At 72.7% G+C, this 16,971-nt stretch carries 18 protein-coding genes; 7 read left to right on the plus strand and 11 right to left on the minus strand.

Annotated features, from left to right (window positions below):
- Positions 1-2: 2 nt before the first annotated feature.
- Both ACLB9X_RS00820 and ACLB9X_RS00825 read left to right on the plus strand, forming a co-directional pair.
- Positions 3-914 (plus strand): pseudouridine-5'-phosphate glycosidase, encoded by a 912-nt coding sequence (locus ACLB9X_RS00820; RefSeq protein ID WP_410358207.1) that lies wholly within the window; start codon positions 3-5, stop codon positions 912-914.
- Entirely contained in the window at positions 911-1,858 is a 948-nt protein-coding gene (locus ACLB9X_RS00825; protein WP_410358208.1) for a carbohydrate kinase family protein, read from the plus strand. Before ACLB9X_RS00820 ends, ACLB9X_RS00825 begins: the two co-directional genes overlap by 4 nt.
- 121 nt (positions 1,859-1,979) lie before the next feature.
- Here the strand turns inward: ACLB9X_RS00825 and ACLB9X_RS00830 are convergent, their stop codons facing one another.
- Complete coding sequence (locus ACLB9X_RS00830; protein ID WP_410358209.1) at positions 1,980-2,618, minus strand: uridine kinase; 639 nt, start codon at positions 2,616-2,618, stop codon at positions 1,980-1,982.
- A 70-nt stretch (positions 2,619-2,688) separates the two neighbouring features.
- On the minus strand, positions 2,689-3,345 hold the full coding sequence (locus ACLB9X_RS00835) for a winged helix-turn-helix transcriptional regulator (RefSeq protein WP_410358210.1): 657 nt from the start codon (positions 3,343-3,345) through the stop codon (positions 2,689-2,691).
- A 67-nt stretch (positions 3,346-3,412) separates the two neighbouring features.
- Here ACLB9X_RS00835 and ACLB9X_RS00840 point away from each other — a divergent pair, with 67 nt between their 5' ends.
- On the plus strand, positions 3,413-4,624 hold the full coding sequence (locus tag ACLB9X_RS00840; protein WP_410358211.1) for a pyridoxal phosphate-dependent aminotransferase: 1,212 nt from the start codon (positions 3,413-3,415) through the stop codon (positions 4,622-4,624).
- A gap of 157 nt (positions 4,625-4,781) precedes the next feature.
- Positions 4,782-5,237, plus strand: a complete 456-nt coding sequence (locus ACLB9X_RS00845; protein WP_410358212.1) for a hypothetical protein — start codon at positions 4,782-4,784, stop codon at positions 5,235-5,237.
- 177 nt (positions 5,238-5,414) lie between these two features.
- On the opposite strand, the gene ACLB9X_RS00850 is transcribed toward ACLB9X_RS00845, so the two are convergent.
- Entirely contained in the window at positions 5,415-6,392 is a 978-nt protein-coding gene (locus tag ACLB9X_RS00850; RefSeq protein ID WP_410358213.1) for a D-2-hydroxyacid dehydrogenase family protein, read from the minus strand.
- Positions 6,393-6,427: 35 nt separating this feature from the next.
- On the opposite strand from ACLB9X_RS00850, the gene ACLB9X_RS00855 reads away from it, so the two are divergent.
- Positions 6,428-7,150 (plus strand): DUF2293 domain-containing protein, encoded by a 723-nt coding sequence (locus ACLB9X_RS00855; protein WP_410358214.1) that lies wholly within the window; start codon positions 6,428-6,430, stop codon positions 7,148-7,150.
- Here the strand turns inward: ACLB9X_RS00855 and ACLB9X_RS00860 are convergent.
- From ACLB9X_RS00860 to ACLB9X_RS00880, 5 genes are all read right to left on the minus strand, one after another.
- Positions 7,120-7,782, minus strand: a complete 663-nt coding sequence (locus tag ACLB9X_RS00860; RefSeq protein WP_410358215.1) for a chaplin — start codon at positions 7,780-7,782, stop codon at positions 7,120-7,122. The two genes, ACLB9X_RS00855 and ACLB9X_RS00860, sit on opposite strands and share 31 nt — an antisense overlap.
- Before the next feature lie 166 nt (positions 7,783-7,948).
- A complete protein-coding gene (locus ACLB9X_RS00865; protein ID WP_410358216.1) occupies positions 7,949-9,229 on the minus strand; it encodes an SWIM zinc finger family protein in 1,281 nt (426 codons plus the stop codon).
- Entirely contained in the window at positions 9,226-12,156 is a 2,931-nt protein-coding gene (locus ACLB9X_RS00870) for a DEAD/DEAH box helicase (RefSeq protein WP_410358217.1), read from the minus strand. The genes ACLB9X_RS00865 and ACLB9X_RS00870 overlap by 4 nt, the downstream gene beginning before the upstream one ends.
- A 219-nt stretch (positions 12,157-12,375) precedes the next feature.
- The gene (locus tag ACLB9X_RS00875; protein ID WP_410358218.1) at positions 12,376-13,473 is read right to left on the minus strand and encodes an SPFH domain-containing protein; all 1,098 of its coding nucleotides are present in this window, start codon (positions 13,471-13,473) and stop codon (positions 12,376-12,378) included.
- Positions 13,474-13,545: 72 nt separating this feature from the next.
- Positions 13,546-13,995: a DoxX family protein gene (locus tag ACLB9X_RS00880; protein WP_410358219.1), complete on the minus strand. Its 450-nt coding sequence runs from the start codon at positions 13,993-13,995 to the stop codon at positions 13,546-13,548.
- A 150-nt stretch (positions 13,996-14,145) separates the two neighbouring features.
- On the opposite strand from ACLB9X_RS00880, the gene ACLB9X_RS00885 reads away from it, so the two are divergent.
- Positions 14,146-14,403: a DUF6343 family protein gene (locus ACLB9X_RS00885; protein ID WP_410358220.1), complete on the plus strand. Its 258-nt coding sequence runs from the start codon at positions 14,146-14,148 to the stop codon at positions 14,401-14,403.
- A gap of 106 nt (positions 14,404-14,509) precedes the next feature.
- On the opposite strand, the gene ACLB9X_RS00890 is transcribed toward ACLB9X_RS00885, so the two are convergent.
- From ACLB9X_RS00890 to ACLB9X_RS00900, 3 genes are all read right to left on the minus strand, one after another.
- Positions 14,510-14,878 carry a tetratricopeptide repeat protein gene (locus tag ACLB9X_RS00890; protein ID WP_410358221.1) on the minus strand — a complete coding sequence of 123 codons (369 nt, stop codon included), beginning with the start codon at positions 14,876-14,878 and terminating at the stop codon, positions 14,510-14,512.
- Positions 14,879-14,957: 79 nt separating this feature from the next.
- Positions 14,958-15,563, minus strand: a complete 606-nt coding sequence (gene coaE / locus ACLB9X_RS00895; RefSeq protein WP_410358222.1) for a dephospho-CoA kinase — start codon at positions 15,561-15,563, stop codon at positions 14,958-14,960.
- Between the two features lie 52 nt (positions 15,564-15,615).
- The gene (locus ACLB9X_RS00900) at positions 15,616-16,554 is read right to left on the minus strand and encodes a PAC2 family protein (RefSeq protein WP_410358223.1); all 939 of its coding nucleotides are present in this window, start codon (positions 16,552-16,554) and stop codon (positions 15,616-15,618) included.
- 245 nt (positions 16,555-16,799) lie between these two features.
- Between ACLB9X_RS00900 and ACLB9X_RS00905 the strand changes: the two genes are divergently transcribed.
- Positions 16,800-16,937 (plus strand): hypothetical protein, encoded by a 138-nt coding sequence (locus tag ACLB9X_RS00905; RefSeq protein WP_410358224.1) that lies wholly within the window; start codon positions 16,800-16,802, stop codon positions 16,935-16,937.
- Positions 16,938-16,971: the final 34 nt, after the last annotated feature.

Below are 16,971 nucleotides of genomic sequence, written 5' to 3' on the forward strand. Positions count from 1 at the left end.
ACATGCTGAAGACCGCGATAACGGTGTCCGAAGAGGTACGGGGGGCGCTCGACGCGGGCGCGCCCGTCGTCGCCCTGGAGTCGACGATCATCGCGCACGGACTGCCACGCCCCCGCAACCTGTCCGTGGCCGAGGAGCTGGAAGCGCTGGTACGGGCCGAAGGAGCGGTGCCGGCCACGATCGCCGTGCTCGACGGGCGGGCGCACATCGGCCTGGGGAAGGCGGAGTTGGAGCGCGTCGCCGGCGACCCCGGCCTGCGCAAGCTTGGCCACCGCGACCTGGCCCCCGCCCTCGCGACCGGTGCGAGCGGGGCGACGACGGTCTCCGCCACGGCGTTCCTCGCCGACCGGGCGGGCATCGCCGTCTTCGCGACCGGCGGGCTGGGCGGTGTGCACCGCGGCTGGACGGAGACGCAGGACGAGTCGGCCGACCTGCGACTGCTCGCGCAGGTCGGCCTCACCGTGGTCTGCGCGGGCGTGAAGTCGATCCTGGACGTCCCGGCCACTCTCCAGCGGCTGGAAACACTCGGGGTGGGCGTCGTCGGTTACGGGACCGACCGGTTCCCCGGCTTCTACCTGACGTCGTCGGGCGAACCGGTCGACTGGACGCTCCGCACACCCGAGGAGGTCGCCGCGGTGATGCACGCCAAGGACCTGCTGGCCGAGCCGTACTCCGCCCTGATCGTGGCCAATCCGGTCCCCGTCGAGGAGCAGTTGGACCCCGGGCTGCACGACCGGGTGCTCGCCCGGGCGCTCGTCGAGGCACGGGAGGATGGCGTCACCGGACAGGCCGTCACACCCTTCCTGCTGGAGCGGCTGATGCGCTACACCGACGGCGCCTCGCTGGAGGCCAACCTGGCGGCGGTGCGGGGCAACGTGCGGCTCGCGGCACGCATCGCAGCGGCGTACGCATGACGGGCGGTACGAGAGCGTCCGCGCGGACGGAAGGTGGGGACGGACACGGACCGGCAGACGGCTCGCCGGGGCTGCTCGTCGTCGGGGACATAGTCACGGACGTCGTGGCACGCCATCGGACGCCGCTCGCGCGGGGCACGGACACGGCCGCCCGCATCCGCATCCTGCCGGGCGGTGCGGGAGCCAATGTCTGCTGCTGGGCCGCCCAGTGGAACTGTGCCGACGTCCGGCTGCTCGCTCGCGCGGGCGCTGCGGACCTGGCCTGGCACGCCGAGCGGCTGACGGCGGCGGGCGTGCGTCCGCTTCTGTTGCCCGACGCCGAGGCGCCGACCGCCACCGTCGTGGCCCTCGTGGACGAGGACGCCGAGCGCACCTTCCTCACCGACAGCGGCGCGGTGCTGCGTCTGGGCCCCGGGGACTGGGCGCCGCCCCTGCTGGACGGAATCGGGCATCTGCACCTGTCGGGCTACCTCCTGTTCTCTGATACGAGCAGGCGGGCCGCCGGCCTGGCGATGCGCTCCGCACGCGAACGTGGCATTCCGGTGAGCGTGGACCCGGCGTCGGCGGGATTCATCGCCGAACTGGGCGTCGAACGCGTGCTGTCGGCCCTCGACGGCGCGGACGTCCTGTTCCCCAACGCGGACGAGGCCCGCCTCCTCACCGGCTTGTCCGACGCCGCCGAGGCGGCGGCGAAGCTCAGCCGGATCGTGCCGCTCACGGTGGTGACGCTGGGCGGACAGGGCGCGTTGGTCGCGGAGTCGGGCCGGGTCACGGCACGCGTCCCCGCCGAACCGGCCGAGCGGGTGGACACGACCGGCGCGGGCGACGCGTTCACGGGCGCGTTCCTCGCCGCACGCCTCGCGGGAGCGGACGCCGCCACGGCAGCGGCGGAGGGCTGCCGGGCCGGAGCCAGGGCGGTGACGCTGGTCGGAGGCCGCCCGTGAGGGAGCGGCGCACTCCGCCCCAGGCGGCGGGGTGGCGGGACCGTCCACCGCCCGTGCGGGAGCGGCTCACTCCGCCCGAGACAGCGCGGCGCGCATCGCCCGCCGCCCGCGACGGAAGGGCTCAGCGCAGTCCGCTCCAGGCGGGGTGGCGCGGATCGTCGGCGCGTACGAGGACGTCGGCCGACTCGGCGGGACGGGCCTCGTCCTCGTACCGCGCGTACGCCGGGAGCGTCCAGCGCTCCCGCTCGTCGGTGCGGCGCTCCAGAGCGCCCGGCGAGAGCCGCAGATGCGCGGTCAGGTCGAACGGGAACCAGTGGCCCAGCAGGAACGGCCCGTGCAGCACCAGCACACCGCCCAGGGGCAATTGGACGGGCGCCGACCGGGTCGCGCGGTCCGTCGCCGGGTCCCACAGATCCGGCAGCACCCGTCCGCTGCCGCCCGCCTCCAGAGGCCCGAAGACCTCGCGCCACAGCGCGCCCGTGTCGAACCAGGAGCCGTAGTAGGCGTCGGGGTCCTCCCGCCCGTACTCGTACCGCAGCGACGCCGGCCGCAGAAACCCGTCCGCACCGACGACGAGCACGCCGCGCCCGCGCAGCCGCAGCACGTCGCCGATGCGCTCCGCCAGTTCACCGGGTCGTGCGGCGGGTGCGCCGTCGATGCCGACGCGCAGCCAGGGGCTGCCGTCCTGGGCGGTGGTCGTCAGCACCCGCTCAGCCATGGCCTCCGCGAGCCGTTCCCAAGTGATCGCTTCGAGTCGCACCGCCCCATCATCACCCGGCCGGGACAGGGGCCGTCGGCGCGGTGGCGGCATCGCGCCCGGCAGCCGTACGTCAGCCCTCCGGCACCCCGACGAGCGCCGCGTCGCCCTCCGCCTTGATCCGCCCGGCCCGTACGCCCTCCTCGACCGTCAGGTCCCCGCCGCCGATCGCGACGCAGGTCTCGGCATCGAGGGTCAGGCACACATCGGGCGCGTCGGCGGGGCCGTCACCGTACGGCGAGGTTTCGATGCCCCCCAGCCGCAGATGGAACACGCCCTCGTCCAACCTGACCTCGACCACCCCGGCCCTCCCCGGCGCCTGGAGGGCACGCAGCAACGGGATGGCGAACCAGTGCGCGCGAACGGCGTCGGTGGGCCGGCGCTCGGCGAGCGCCGGTGCGCCCCAACCGGCCAGCGCGGTCAGGACGGGCAGCAGTCCGCGCCCCCGTTCGGTCAGCTCGTAGACGTACGCGGCCGACGGCGGCGGCAGCCGTCGACGGGTCGCCAGGCCGTCCCGCTCCATGTCCTTGAGCCGGGACGCCAGGACGTCGGTGCTGACGCCCGGCAGGTCGGCGTGCAGGTCGGTGTAGCGGCGGGGGCCGGCCAGCAACTCCCGTACGACGAGCAGCGTCCAGCGGTCGCCGACCGCGTCCAGGGCGCGGGCTGCGGCGCAGTACTGGTCATAGCTCCGGCGGCGCGTCTCACGTGGCATACGACGCAGTCTAGACATGTTGTTGGACTTTCCAAGCTCGCGCTTGGTAAAACCAAGTACACCATTCAGTCCGGGGAGGCACGGCATGGAGTTCCGGCAGTCGAGCAAGCTCAGCGAGGTCTGCTACGAGATCCGCGGTCCGGTGATAGAACACGCCAACGCGCTGGAGGAAGCGGGCCACAGCGTCCTGCGGCTGAACACCGGCAACCCCGCGCTCTTCGGCTTCGAGGCGCCGGAGGAGATCGTCCAGGACATGATCCGCATGCTCCCCCGGGCCCACGGGTACACCGACTCGCGCGGCATCCTCTCCGCCCGCCGCGCGGTCGCCCAGCGCTACCAGGCCATGGGCCTCGCCGATGTCGACGTCGACGACGTCTTCCTCGGCAACGGCGTCTCCGAACTCGTCTCGATGGCCGTCCAGGCGCTCCTGGAGGACGGCGACGAAGTGCTGATCCCGGCCCCGGACTTCCCGCTGTGGACCGCCGTGACCACGCTCGCGGGCGGCAAGGCGGTGCACTACCTGTGCGACGAGGAGTCCGACTGGTACCCCGACCTCGACGACATGGTATCCAAGATCACCGATCGCACGCGGGCCGTCGTCATCATCAACCCCAACAACCCCACCGGGGCGGTCTACCCGCGCGAGGTCGTGGAGGGCATCCTCGACCTGGCCCGCCGCCACCAGCTGATGGTGTTCGCCGACGAGATCTACGACCGGATCGTGTACGACGACGCGGTGCACCACCCCGCCGCCGCGCTCGCCCCGGACCTCGTCGTCCTCACCTTCAGCGGTCTGTCCAAGACGTACCGCGTCGCCGGTTTCCGCTCCGGCTGGCTCGTCGTCTCCGGCCCGCGGCAGCACGCCCGCAACTACCTCGAGGGCCTGACGATGCTGGCCTCGATGCGACTGTGCGCCAACGCGCCCGCCCAGTACGCCATCCAGGCCGCACTCGGCGGCCGGCAGTCCATCCACGAACTGGTGGCGCCCGGCGGCAGGCTCCACGAACAGCGCGACCGTGCGTGGGAGAGGCTGAACGAGATCCCGGGCGTCTCCTGCGTCAAGCCCAAGGGCGCCCTGTACGCCTTTCCCCGGCTCGACCCCAAGGTCCACCCGATCCACGACGACGAGAAGTTCGTCCTGGACCTGCTGCTGCGCGAGAAGATCCAGGTCGTGCAGGGCACGGGCTTCAACTGGCCGCGCCCCGACCACTTCCGGATCCTCACCCTGCCGCACGCCGACGACCTGGACGCCGCGATCAGCCGCATAGGCCGCTTCCTGAGCGGCTACCGCCAGTAGGCCGCGGCCGGCGACTGCCGCGAGGTGACGACCGGACCTCACTCTTGACGCCGTTCTCCACTGCGATGATCTGATGGGTCTCGCCACCGGGCGAGGCCGGCGCCACGTGCCGCGCGTGCCCCCACGATTCACCGCAGCAGCTCTGGAGCGCGCACATGTGGACAGCCGTCATCGCCGTCATCGGCACGCTGCTCGGATCGGTGGCGACCACCTGTTCCAGCGCCAGACGGCCGAGCGCAGCGCCGCTCTCGCCCGCGCGGAGCAGCTGCGCCAGGAACGGATCACGGCCTACAGCGCCTTCGCCGGCGCGCTCGTCGACTACCGGCGCGGCCAGAACGACCGCTGGCACCGGGCGAAGGAGGCCCCGGGCAGTGAAGCCGCCGAGGAGGCCCGCATCGACTCGTACCGGCTGCGTCTCAGCGCCCATCAGGCATTGATCCGGGTGCAGTTGGTGTGCGACGACCCGCAGGCGCTGGGCCTGGCCGCCGCCGCCTTCGAGGTCACGAACTGTATGCACGAGGCGCCGGACGAGGCGGACCGCGCGCAGCGGTCCGAGCAGGCGCGCGAGACCCTGTCCGAGTTCATCGGCGCCGCGGCACCCGGCGTGCGCTAGCCGGCCGGAACGGGCGGGCCCGGCCCGGCCGACCCGACCCGGCGAGCTTGGACGGCGCCGACGCGGCGTACCGGCCGACCCGCCCCGACCGGCCTGAACGCCTGCGCGGCGCGGCACCCGGCGTGCGCCGGCGAACCGGCCGGCCGGCCGACGGCGGCGTGGGTCGCCGGCCGCCTCTCAGACCCGGGCCGCCGGTTCGGCGAGGATACGGACGGGGCTGCCGGCGAGGCAGGCCGCGATGTCCTCGACCGTCTGCCGGAAGTACCCCTCGTAGTTGCGCCGCGTGACGTACCCGAGGTGCGGCAGGCCCAGGAGGTTCGGCGCGGTGCGCAGCGGGTCGTCGGCAGGCAGCGGCTCGCGGGCGAACACGTCCGAGCCCGCGCCCGCGATCCACCCCTCACGCAGCGCCTGCACCAGGGCCGCCTGGTCGACGATCGCGGCCCGCGAGGTGTTGACGAGGTAGGCGGTGCGGCGCATCCGCCTGAGTTCCGTGGCGCCGATCAGCCCGCGTGTGCGGTCGGAGAGCTGCAGGTGCACCGAGACGAAGTCCCCCGCTTCGAGGAGCTCTTCGAGCGAAGCGGCCCGCTCCACGCCGTATTCGGCGGCCCGCTCGTCCGTGAGGTTGTGGCTCCACGCCATGACGTCCATGCCGAAGGCCTGCCCGACCCGGGCCACCTTCGCGCCGATCTTCCCGAGACCGACCAGAGCGAGCCGGCTGCCGTGCAGATCCGTCCCAAGGGTGGACTGCCACGGCCCGCCGTCCCGCAACGCCGCGCTCTCCTCCGTCACATGCCGGGCGAGCCCCAGGATGAGCGCCCAGGTCAGCTCGGCGGGCGGCTCGGAGTTGCTGGCGGTGCCGCAGACCGTGACGCCGTGGACCGCCGCCGCTTCGAGGTCGATGGAGGCGTTGCGCATGCCCGAGGTAATCAGAAGCCTCAGCCGCGGCAGCCGCGCCAGCAGCGACGCGGTGACGGGGGTCCGCTCGCGCATCACGACGAGGATCTCGCAGTCGCCCACTTCGGAGGCGAGAGACTCCTCAGAGGTGAAGTGCTCCTGGAGAGAGCGGACTTCGACGGACCCGGCGAGCGAGGACCAGTCGGCCAGGCCGAGAGCGAGGCCCTGGTAGTCGTCGAGCACGGCACAGTGAAGCGTCATGGGAGCGGAGCGTACCTGCTGGGTACGCTGCCGATATGGACCTGGTGGTCATCCAGCCGCTGAAGGGCAGGCACTGCGGGGAGTGCCACCAAGGGCCGCTGGAGATGCATGTGCTGGAGTCCGGAGTCCCCGTCTGCCTGGACTGCGCCGATCTCGGGCACCTGGTGTACCTCCCGCGAGGCAATGCTGCCTTCACCCGCCGGGCGCGCGAGGGCAGTTCGCTGTTCGCGGTCGTGGTCCGTCTCAACCGCCGCCGCAGTCGTTACGAGCGTCAGGGGCTGCTGGTCGAGGAGGCCGCGCTTGCCCGCGCGGAATCGGCCTGTCTGGCCGACGCAGAGGCGCGGGCCCGCCGACGTGCCCGGGACGCCGAGCGCCGGGCGGCTGAGGACGTGCGGTTCACCGCGGCCCTGACGGCGGAGATACTGCGCCTGTTCCCCTGGTGTCCTCCCGAGCGTGCCGCCGGCATCGCGGCACACGCGTCGGTGCGCGGCAGCGGCCGGGTGGGCAGGACCGCGGCCGGCCGGTCCCTGGACGCAGGAGCGGTGACGGCCGCCGTACGAGCGTCGGTACGGCACCTCGACACCGGGTACGACGCCCTGCTCGCGGCCGGGGCCGACCGCCACCGGGCACGGGCCCGGGTGGCGGCGGACATCGATGCCGTCCTGGCGTCGTGGCGAGCCTCTTCGGGAGAGGCGCCGCCTGGGACTGCGGACGGCCGTGCGGAGCGTCAGACCTGGGCGGGGCGGAAGCGGCGGTAGAGCACCGCACCACCGAGCAGCATGGCCGCGCCCGCCGGAACAGCGAACGCCGACAGCCCGGCGCCGGTGTCGGCGAGCGACCCGCCGGGCGGCTTCTGCTGCTGGGCGGCCGTCGGCGGTGTGACCTGCTTCGGCGGCGTCGCGGGCCTCACCTTGACGGGAGGCACGTTCGCCGAGACGTTCCCGGCGGCCGGGTTGCCGATGCCTACGACGTTCACGGAGTTGCCGGTGACGTTGACCGGGATGTCGACGGGCAGCTGAACGCGGTTGCCCGACAGGATGCCCGGCGAGCCGCCGGTGTCGCCGTCGGCGACTGCACCTCCTGAACCCTGGGAGCCTCCGTTGTGCGAGCCGGACCGTCCGCCTCCTGCCTGAGTGCCGCTGCCGTGCGCGGAGTTGGCACAGGAATTGCCCACTGTCGGGTTGAGCAGCCCCACGACATTGACGGTGTTGCCGCAGACGTTGACGGGAACGTCGACGGGCAGCTGCACCGCGTTGCCGGACAGCACGCCGGGTGATCCGACGGCGGCGCCGTCCGCGTGCGAGTCGGCGTGCGCGTAGCCGGTGGCCATGGCCAGCGCGCCACCCGTGAGGATCACGGTGGCCAGGCCCTTTCGGTGAACCTGCCTCATGGGTTCCCTGCCTTCAGGAGAAAGGTCGCGGGCACTTGCCCGCACCGCAATCAACGCCAAGAGACCCCATCGGTTCCGCCAATTGAGGTATTCACCCACTCGGGAGCGTGAGGTACCGAACACACGAGCCCCGCCCTCCGGCCGGTGGGTCAGACGGCCGGCGGGGTCAGCCTCCCCTCAGCGTCGTGAGAGCTCCGACCGGATCCGTGTCGGGGGTACCGCGGGGCCACCAGTCCTCACGGTCCGGGTCCGACTCGTAGCCGTACCAGAGTCCGTCGCGCCCGAGGCGGAGCTGGAGGGAGCGCGAGGAGAGGTGGTTCCGCCAGGGCCGGAAGTGCGGGAAGTCCGCGGCTGCCAGGGCGGGCCTCGCCCGGTCGAAGGGCCCGGCAGGCGGGTCCCAGGGCTCCTCCAGGACCCGCAGCGCCGCGAGCCCTCCCTGACGCCAGGCGGCCACGGCCCTGGCCAGGTCGGTGGGAGTGTGGTCGGCCGCGGCGGCAAGATCGCGGTAGAGGGCGCGGGTGGAGGCGGTCAGTCCGGAACCGGGATGCGCGGCGGCCAGGCGGACCGCGTCCTGCCAGGGGGTGAGCCGGGCGACGGGGTCCTTGCCGGTGGCGAGGAGGGTGTGGGCGCGGACCGCCGCCTCACCCGCGAGGAGGTCGAGGGCGAGCGGGTCGGGAGCGCCGGGCGCGTGCGGATAGGCGGGCGGACGGCCGGGCCGTGCGGGCAGCGGGAACGGGGCCGGCAGCGATGGCCGTGACCGCTCGGCGACCGCCGCGGCGGGCACGGTCGCGACGGGCGCCTCGGCCGCTGCCGCGGCGCGCTCGGCCGCGGACCGGGTCGCGTTGCGGTGGGACAGGGCCGAGAGGATGTCCCGCTCGCCCCGGCCGCGCATGAGGAACAGGACGAACGGGTCCTCGTCGAGCAGTCTGGCCGTCTGGTAGCACAGGGCGGCCGCGTGCTTGCAGGGGTAGCCGTTGTCGGGGCAGGAGCAGTCGGGGATCAGGTCGCCGGCTGTGGGCAGCAGATCGGCGGCGTCCGCGAGGGCGTGTGGGACGTCCTTGTCGAGCAGCGCGGCGATGTGGTCCGGGCGTGCCGAAGCGGCAGCGAGGAAGTCGTCCCAGTCGTCGTCGGGGAGGGTACGAAGGCGGATCTCGGTGCGGTACGGGCGCGGTCTGCTGCCGTGGACGTACGCCGTGACCCGGCCGGGGGTAACGGTGATCGACGCGACGTTGCCCCGGCCGGCGTAGGCGCGGCCGCGCTCCAGGCGGGCGCGGTCGAGGGCGGTGTCCTCGAGTGCCTCCACCCAGGCGTGGCCCCACCAGGTGGCGGCGATCTCCTCGCCCTGGACGGGATCGAGGGCGGGGAACGTGCGGCGCAGGTCGTCGTGGCGGGGGTCGGTGCGGGCGGCGGACCTGCGGCCGGGGCGCGGCAGCAAGGACGGGCTCATGACGGCCTCCTCAGCGAGACCAGGTCGGCGAGCTCCCGGTCGGTCAGCTCGGTCAGCGCGGCCTCGCCGGAACCAAGCACCGCGTCCGCCAGCGCCCGCTTGGAGGCGAGCATCTCGGCGATCCGGTCCTCGACGGTGCCCTCGGCGATGAGCCGGTGGACCTGCACGGGCTGTGTCTGGCCGATGCGGTAGGCCCGGTCCGTCGCCTGCTCCTCGACCGCCGGATTCCACCAGCGGTCGAAGTGGACGACATGGCCGGCCCTCGTGAGGTTGAGCCCGGTGCCCGCCGCTTTGAGGGACAGGATGAACACCGGCACCTCGCCGGACTGGAAGCGGTCGACCATCCGCTCCCGCTCCGCCACCGGCGTGCCGCCGTGCAGCAGCTGGCTCGGGATCGCCCGGTGTGCCAGATGGTCCGAGATCAGGCGGGCCATGGAGACGTACTGGGTGAAGACGAGGACGGAGCCGTCCTCGGACAGGATGGTCTCGAGCAGTTCGTCGAGGAGCGCGAGCTTGCCGGAGCGGCCCGACAGCCTGGGCGAGCCGGTGCCCTGCCTGTGGGCCGGGGCGTGTTCCTTGAGGAACTGCGCGGGGTGGTTGCAGATCTGCTTCAGCGCGGTCAGGAGCTTCATCACCAGGCCGCGCCGGGCGATGCCCTCCGCCCCCTCGATGGCCGCCATGGTCTCGCGCACCACCGCCTCGTACAGCGAAGCCTGTTCGCGCGTGAGCGGGACCGGATGGTCGGTCTCGGTCTTCGGCGGCAGCTCCGGCACGATGCCCGGGTCCGACTTCCTGCGGCGCAGGAGGAACGGCCGCACCAGGCGGGCGAGGCGCTCGGCCGCCTCCTCGTCCTCGCCGTTCTCCACGATGCGGGCGTGCCGGGCCCGGAACGCCTTGAGCGGCCCGAGCAGGCCGGGCGTCGTCCAGTCCAGCAGCGCCCACAGTTCGGAGAGGTTGTTCTCCACGGGCGTGCCGGTGAGGGCGACGCGCGCGGGCGCGGGAATCGTGCGCAGTGCCTTGGCGGTCGCGGAGAAGGGGTTCTTCACGTGCTGGGCCTCGTCGGCGACGACCATGCCCCAGGGGTGGCCGGCGAGCAGCTCCGCGCTGGTGCGCATCGTGCCGTACGTGGTGAGGACGAAGCCGCCGCCGGAGGCCGGCAGGGTGCGGTCGGCGCCGTGGAAGCGGCGCACGGGGACGCCGGGCGCGAACCGCGCGATCTCCCTCTGCCAGTTGCCGAGGAGGGAGGCCGGACAGACGACCAGGGTCGCCTCCCTGCGCGCTCTGCGCAGGTGCAGGGCGATGACGGTGACGGTCTTGCCGAGACCCATGTCGTCGGCGAGGCAGCCGCCGAGGCCGAGGGAGGTCATCAGGTCCAGCCAGGCCAGGCCGCGCAGCTGGTAGTCACGGAGGGTGGCGGCGAGTCCGTCCGGTGGGCTCACGGGATCCGAGGCCCCTGTGAGCCGGTCGCGCAGCGCGGCGAGTGCCCCTGTCGGCACCGCCTCGACCGTCTCACCGTCCACCTCTGCCGTACCGGTCAGTGCCACGGCCAGCGCGTCGACCGGCTCCAGCAGCCCCAACTCGCGCTTGCGCGCCTTGCGCACGAGGTCGGGGTCCACCACCACCCACCTGTCACGCAGCCGCACGATGGGCCGGTGGGACTCGGCCAGCGCGTCCATCTCGGCCTCGGTCAGCGGGTCGCCGTCCAGGGCCAAGTGCCAGTCGAACCTGAGCAGTTCCTCGCTGTCGAAGAACGGTGTGCCGTCGGTCGCCGAGCCCGGCGCGGGCCGCACGACGGCCGCCGCGCCCAGCGACCGCGCGAGCTCCTTCGGCCAGTGCACCTCCACACCTGCCGCGTCCAGACGCGCGGCCCCGGGCCCCAGCAGTTCGTACAGCTCGTCCTCGGTGAGAGGAAGGACGTCCGGCACGTCCAGCTCCAGCAGCCGCGTGAGCGGCGCCCAGACGCGGGCCGCGCGGCGCAGCGCCAGCATCGCGTCGATCCGCGCCCGCGGCCCGAACTGCTCGTCCCCGGCGCCGGCCCACAGCCGGGCCGCGTCCATGACCAGGGTCGGGTCGGCGAGGCTGTGCACCTGCACCAGGGCGGCCCCCGCGCTGCGCTGCGCCCCGTCCTCCTCGGCCAGGTCGAACAGCTCGAACGCGTTGAGGTCCAGGCGCAGTGACACCCGTACGCCCGCGTCCATGCCCGCGGCGGCCTCCCCCGCCCACTCGCGCGCGCCGGGCAGATGCTGCGCCCCACGTGCGGCGAACGGGGCGCCTGCGGCGTGCGCGGCGGCCGGTGTACGCGGCAGCGTGTCGGCGACCGCGTCGAAGAACTGCCGCACCAGTGCCTCGGGCTCGGGCAGTGACAACGGCCGCACCCCTGGGACGGGGGTGGCATGTGCCTCGTACGGCATGGCGGCGGCGACGGCACGCAGCTGGGCGATGTCGTCCGCGTCGAGCGGACCGGCCCGCCAGGCGTCGTGGTCCGTCGCGGTCAGGCCCGGCATGAGGCGGCCGCGCGCCACGAGGTGCAGGGCGTGCAGAGCTGCGGCACCCCAGCAGGCGGCGGCGCGATGGGCGAGGGGGTCGTGGCGGGCCTGCACGAGCAGCGGGACCGCATCGGCGACAGCGAGGGTCCGCACGGGGACGGTGCGGCTGCGGACACCGTCGCCGGACGTGCCGCTCATGCGGCTGTCCCCGCCTCCCGCGTCCTCCACGGCATGCGTGCCGCTCAAGGGACCGCCCGCGCCGTCCACGATGACGACGGTGAGTTCGCCGTCGGCACCGGGGACTTGGGCGCCGTCCGGATCCCAGAAGGCGACCCGGCCCTCGCGGGGCAGGGCCCCGGGCAGGAAGACTGCCGCGCAGCGCAGCAGCGGGCGCGCCAGATCGGGGGGCGTCTCGATGGAGAGCGCAAGGTCAAGGGCCATGGGTCACCTCCTCCCGCAGGTCGGCAGCAACATAGGAGTCACTGGCACTACGACCTTACGGGCGGGGTCTGACAATCACGGCCGGTACCGCCCTGACCTGCATGTTCGCCCTGACGCGAGCCGCCGTGCCCGGCCGTGCGGTGCTGCCGTGCCCCGCCGTGTGCGGGGCCGGCAGCCGCTGTACGACGGGCGGCGCCCACCGGAGCGCCGTGCCTTCCCTCAGCCGGCAGGGGCCTGCGTCGTGGACGGTGGAACTTCGCTGCCGAACGGCTCCTCGACCGGCGGAGCGCCTCGCTGCTCCTGGACCTGGCCCTCCGTCGTGTCCGGCACGTCGCTCGGCACCTCGGTCCGCGCCTCGCTCGGTGCCTCAATCTGCGCCTCGGTCGCATCGGGTGCGGGGAGCTCGTCCGAGCCGTCGGGAGCCGCGGAGAGGGCCGAGGCGTCGGAGCCGTCGGGAGCAACCGACCCGCTCGGCACGTCCGGTGCGAGCGCCTCCGGCGCGCTGTCGCCTGCGGGCAGCCCCTGCTGCGGCGCAGCGGCCTGGCCCGCCGGACCGGACTGCTGTGCACGCTCCAGGAAGCGCAGCAGTTCGACGGGGAACGGCAGAACCAGCGTGGAGTTCTTCTCCGCCGCGACGGCGACCACGGTCTGCAGCAGTCGCAGTTGCAGGGCGGCGGGCTGTTTCGACATCTCCCCCGCTGCCTCCGCCAGCTTCTTCGACGCCTGGAGCTCGGCGTCCGCGTTGATGACCCGGGCCCTGCGCTCACGGTCGGCCTCGGCCTGCCGCGCCATCGACCGTTTCATGGCCTCGGGCAGGGACACATCCTTGATCTCGACGCGGTCGATCTGGACGCCCCATCCGACGGCCGGGCTGTCGATCATCAACTCGAGCCCTTGATTGAGCTTTTCGCGGTTGGAGAGCAGATCGTCGAGGTCACTCTTGCCGATGATGGAACGCAGTGACGTCTGTGCCATCTGCGACACCGCGAAGCGGTAGTCCTCGACCTCGACGACGGCGTTGACCGGGTCGACGACCCGGAAGTAGACAACCGCGTCGACGCGCACGGTGACGTTGTCGCGGGTGATGCCTTCCTGAGCGGGTACGGGCATGGTCACGATCTGCATGTTCACTTTGTGCATCCGGTCGATCGCCGGAACGATCAAGGTGAACCCCGGCGCTCGCACCTCCCGGCGCAGCCGCCCGAGCCGGAGGACCACTCCCCGCTCGTACTGCTTGACCACCTTGGCGGCCGCCATCACATACGCAGCGCATCCGGTCAGGGCCGCCACGCCGGCCACCACCAGCTCCTCGACCATGGGGGCACCCCCTGTCGTCGGGTCGCAGATTGCATTACCACCGTATGACCGTTATGCCCCAAGGACGAGCCCTCATCCACGGGTGCCGGCCGACGGCCTGCGCAGCACGGTGGCCACCAGTCGCGCCGTCCGGTCGCGGCGGACGTACGCCACGATCGCGAGGAGGACGAAGAAGATCACGGGCGTGATCGCGTACTGCCCGTCGAACACGGTGATCTGGGTGACGAAGGCGCCGATCATCAGGCCCATCAAGGCGATCGCGGAGGCGCCGGAGAGGAGGGGGATCACGAGCGCGACGGCGCCCGCGAGCTCCAGTCCACCGACCAGGTACATGTACCAGTCGCCGTACCCGATCTTGTCGAAGGTCTCGGTCGCCGAGGCGTGGGCGACGAGCTTCGGCGCCGCGCTGGCGATCGCGAAGAAGAGGGCGAGGACGATCTGCAGGACGCGGACCGCGATGTCCGTCCGGCGGCCGGTTGTCGGGGAGGCAGCGGTCGTGGCGCTGGTCGTCGTGGCGGGCATCGTGATCTCCTCGGTGAGCCGTGCGGATCGTGTCACCGGGTCTGACTGCTGCCGCCCCCAGGACTCATCGCTCGTCGCCCGAGTTCTCGGCACGCCGCGTTGGCAGCCGTTCGCCGCGCGGGTGCACGCTGGAGGTGGAGAGCGACTGCCATGCGTACTGGGAACGAACCGATCACCGCGCGAAGCCCGCTGCGCCTGCGGCTGTGGCTCGGCATCTGGGGTCTGATCTGGACGGCGGCGGGTACGACTGCGTTCGCCTGGGCCGGCCGCGCGGGCTGGGCGGCCGCATGCGGCGCGCTGTTCCTGGTCGTCGCCGTGGACGTGGTGGTGATCGTCCGGCACATCCGCCAGGGACCGCACTACCAGCCCGGCCGGGACGTCCCACCGTACGACCCCGACCACGGCTGACCACAGTGCCGGCGGCGCTGCGGAAAGGCGCCGGGAATGGGGGGGTAGGAAATCGGGACCCGGCGTGGGAAATCGGGGACCCGGCGTGGGAAATCGGGGACCGACGTCAGGAATCGCCGTCGAAGCGGGCCGCCCGGAGGTACTCCGGATTGGGGTCCAGCGCCGCCGCCAGACGGAAATGCCGCTTCGCCTGCTCCGGCCGTCCGGAGCGCTCGAAGGTGCGGGCCAGCGCGAAGTGAGCGAAGGCGTTGTCCGGCTCCCGCTCCAAAACGAGCTCGAATTCGAGCTCGGCAGGCCGCAGTTGCGCCGCGGCGAAGAAGGCCCGTGCGCGCAGCAGCCGGGCGGCGGTGTTCTCCGGGTGGGCGGCTATCACGGAGTCGAGCAGCTTCACGGCGCCGCGCGGATCCCGCGCGGCCAGCAACTTCTCGGCCGCGCGATAGTCGATGACGTGCGTCTCCGGGTTGCTTCTGGGCACGCTGCGATCCTTCCCCTCGCTGCCCGGTTCCAACACCGCCTGGAGCAGCGGTATTCCGGCCGTGGCGCGCGGGCGCCGCCTACCCCTCGGCGGACGCCCTGCGGATCAGTTCGTCCCACACCTTGCGGACCTGCGGCTCCAGCTCCTGGAGCGGCCCGTCGTTGTCGATCACCAGGTCGGCGATCTCCCGCCGCTGTTCACGGGTCGCCTGCGCCGCCATCCGCGCCCGCGCGTCCGCCTCGCTCATACCCCGCAGCCGTACCAGCCGGTCGAGCTGCGTCTCGGGCGCCGCGTCCACGACGACGACCAGGTCGTACAGCGACGCCAGTCCGTTCTCGGTGAGCAGCGGTACGTCGTGCACGACCACGGAGTCCGGGCCTGCGGCGGCCTCCAGCTCACGGGAGCGTGCGCCGACGAGTGGGTGGACGATCGCGTTCAGGGTGGCGAGCCGCTCGGGGTCGTTGAAGACGATCGCCCCGAGCCTCGGCCGGTCCAGTGTGCCCTCGGGCGTCAGGATCTCCGCCCCGAAGGCGTCGACGACGGCGGCGAGCCCCACGGTGCCCGGCTCGACCACCTCACGTGCGATCTTGTCGGCATCCACCAGCATCGCGCCGTACGAAGCGAGAAGCCGGGACACTTCGCTCTTCCCGGCACCGATTCCACCGGTGAGGCCCACTTTCAGCATGCGCGCAGCCTACGCGAGCGCCGCGCGCCTCCCCCTTTGACCCCCGCCCCGGCTACGCGTCCCCCTCCCGCTCGGCGAGGAACCGCTCGAATTCGCGGCCGATCTCGTCGGCGGAGGGCAGCTCCACGGGCTCGGCGACCAGGCTGCCCCTGGTGTCGGCGCCGGCCATCGCGTCGTACTGGTGCTCAAGTCCCTGGACGAGTGCCACGAGCTCCTCGTCGCCCTCGCCGATCTGCCGCTCGATCTCCGTCTGCGTCCGGTGCGCCTCGGTACGCAGCGAGTGCGCGACTCCGGGGAGGACCAGGCCGGTCGCGGCGGTGATCGCCTCCAGCGCGGTGAGCGCGGCGTCCGGATAGGCGGAGCGCGCGACGTAGTGCGGGACGTGGGCGGCGACGCCGAGCACGTCGCGGCCCGCCTGCATCAGGCGGTACTCGATGAGCGACTCCGCGCTGCCCGGCACCTGCGCCTCGTCGAAGGGGCTGCGGTGGCCCGGCATGAGGTCGGTGCGGTTGCCGTGCGGGGTGAGGCCGACGGGACGGGTGTGCGGGACGCCCATGGGGATGCCGTGAAAGTTGACGGACAGGCGCACGCCCAGCCGCTCGACGATCTGCCGCACCGCCGCCGCGAACCGCTCCCACTCGACGTCCGGCTCGGGCCCCGACAGCAGGAGGAACGGCGCACCCGTGGCGTCCTGGACGAGCCGCACCTCCAGGGAGGGCGTCTCGTAGCCGCTCCAGCGGTCGCGGCGGAAGGTCAGCAGCGGGCGGCGGGCACGGTAGTCCACAAGCCTGTCGTGGTCGAAGCGCGCCACCACCTGGTGGGGAAGCGAGGCGAGCACGCTGTCGACGATCTGCTCGCCGGTCTCACCCGCGTCGATGTAGCCGTCGAAGTGGTACAGCATGACCAGGCCGGCCGACTCCTGCGCGAGCGCCATGTCGACGACCGCGAGGCCCTTCGGCTCCCATTCGTACAAACCCTGCGGATCAAGCACGATTACCGCTCCTCCTCGTGTTCGAAGAGAAGAACGCCTGATGGCGTCCGGTCATTCCCGCCGCGCGGGTGAACGGCGCGTCGAGAGCGGCCAGTTCACGGCACTCCGAGGAAGCCTCCGTTTCTGGTCCAGACCTTGACACCCCCGGTGGCCGCCCCAGCGTCTCCGGGACGCACGTCCATGCATACGCTTCTTGTTCATGCATGAGAACGTCATGGAGTCGGTCCCCACGAGAAGGCACCCCCATGCGTACCCGAAGTCTCCTCCCGGCCCTCGTGGCCTCCGCCATCGCGGCCGGTGGTCTGTCCCTGCTCGCCGCGCCCGGGGCGGCGACGGTCATCCATGCCGCCCGTCCGGACCTCGGGGTCACAGGAACGCGGTAAGGCCCGCTCCCCATGGGGAGCGGGCCTTACGTCA

The sequence above is a fragment of the Streptomyces sp. 5K101 genome (assembly GCF_046506645.1).
GTDB lineage: Bacteria > Actinomycetota > Actinomycetes > Streptomycetales > Streptomycetaceae > Streptomyces.